Origin of the sequence: Pseudomonas avellanae BPIC 631 (assembly GCF_000444135.1) — a bacterium.
GTDB classification, from domain to species: Bacteria; Pseudomonadota; Gammaproteobacteria; order Pseudomonadales; family Pseudomonadaceae; genus Aquipseudomonas; species Aquipseudomonas avellanae.
The window spans coordinates 1-1,012 of sequence record NZ_ATDK01000460.1 but is presented as its reverse complement, the minus strand read 5'-3'; the positions used below and the strand labels follow the sequence as shown (position 1 = coordinate 1,012).

Below are 1,012 nucleotides of genomic sequence, written 5' to 3'. Positions count from 1 at the left end.
TTTTCGAAATAAGTTACCCATAACCTGCAAGCTAAGCTATTGATAAGATTTGAATTTTCCGTTAGTTGGTGGCTGATTTTTTCGAAAACAGTACACTAGAGATGTTCCCGTGTTTTATTTGTACGACCGCCTTAGCGGATGCTCTATTAGCCGGCAAACTTTCTGGCGTGGCATTTGAGTCTGTTGTAATTTCAAAATCAGAAAACTTTCTGGAGCTTTACCCCGATACGGCCTTACCTGAATTTTATTGGCTACAGGTACGTGGGCTGGCTGGAGCCGATGACTTTGGTGTGGACAAAAACAATCGATTAGTCGTTTCACATACAGCGCTGACTATTTTAAAAAACTTTAACGTCAACCATGCTGACATTAACTTTTTTAGTAATTCAAGCTGAAGCCAGAGAATCTCACGCTTCATTCAACAAGAGAACACCGCCCGCCCGACCACGAGGTTCGAATGAAAAAATAACACGAAGCCCTCATCACAAAACTCCTGATTGAAATTGAAAACTCGTCCAAAGGTGAATTGGAACGCTCCCTACGAACCCGTCTATGGGCGATGATCACTGAAAACAAGAACACCACCGAACAAAAACAGATACTGACAAAGCTGCATATCGCCTGCGTGCAACACGGCATTGGATTCTGGACGAAAAAGTTTGGCGATGATCAACGCATCGAACATGTTCTGACTGTTGCGCTTCAAGCTGCCGATGGCGCTTTTGATGAGGCCGATGCGATGGCCGTACGAGACGATTTTTATGTGTCTGTGGTCGAGAATGAAAGCTATGAACCCAACGAATACCCTGCGATGTTCGTCGGGCACGCTGCTGCCAATTCAATCGTAACGGCAGTTTCCGATGTTCAGTTCGACGCCGACGACCAGCGCGATCAGGACCTGGATATTGAGTAAGCGCCTCATGAACCCCACATTCCAGTCCTGCAATTGAAGCTTGATGCTGTGCTCCAAATTCTTTTCAGGAGCCAGCCCCCATGATGCGACCCGACGCCA

General features: G+C 46.3%; 2 pseudogenes. Both read left to right on the top strand.

The features are described from left to right. Nucleotides 1–95: 95 nt before the first annotated feature. Nucleotides 96–395, top strand: a pseudogene (locus tag DW49_RS1000000131045) (hypothetical protein); the annotation flags it as partial. 86 nt (nt 396–481) lie between these two features. Continuing rightward, nucleotides 482–910, top strand: a pseudogene (locus DW49_RS0123990) (Imm5 family immunity protein); the annotation flags it as partial. Nucleotides 911–1,012 lie beyond the last annotated feature (102 nt).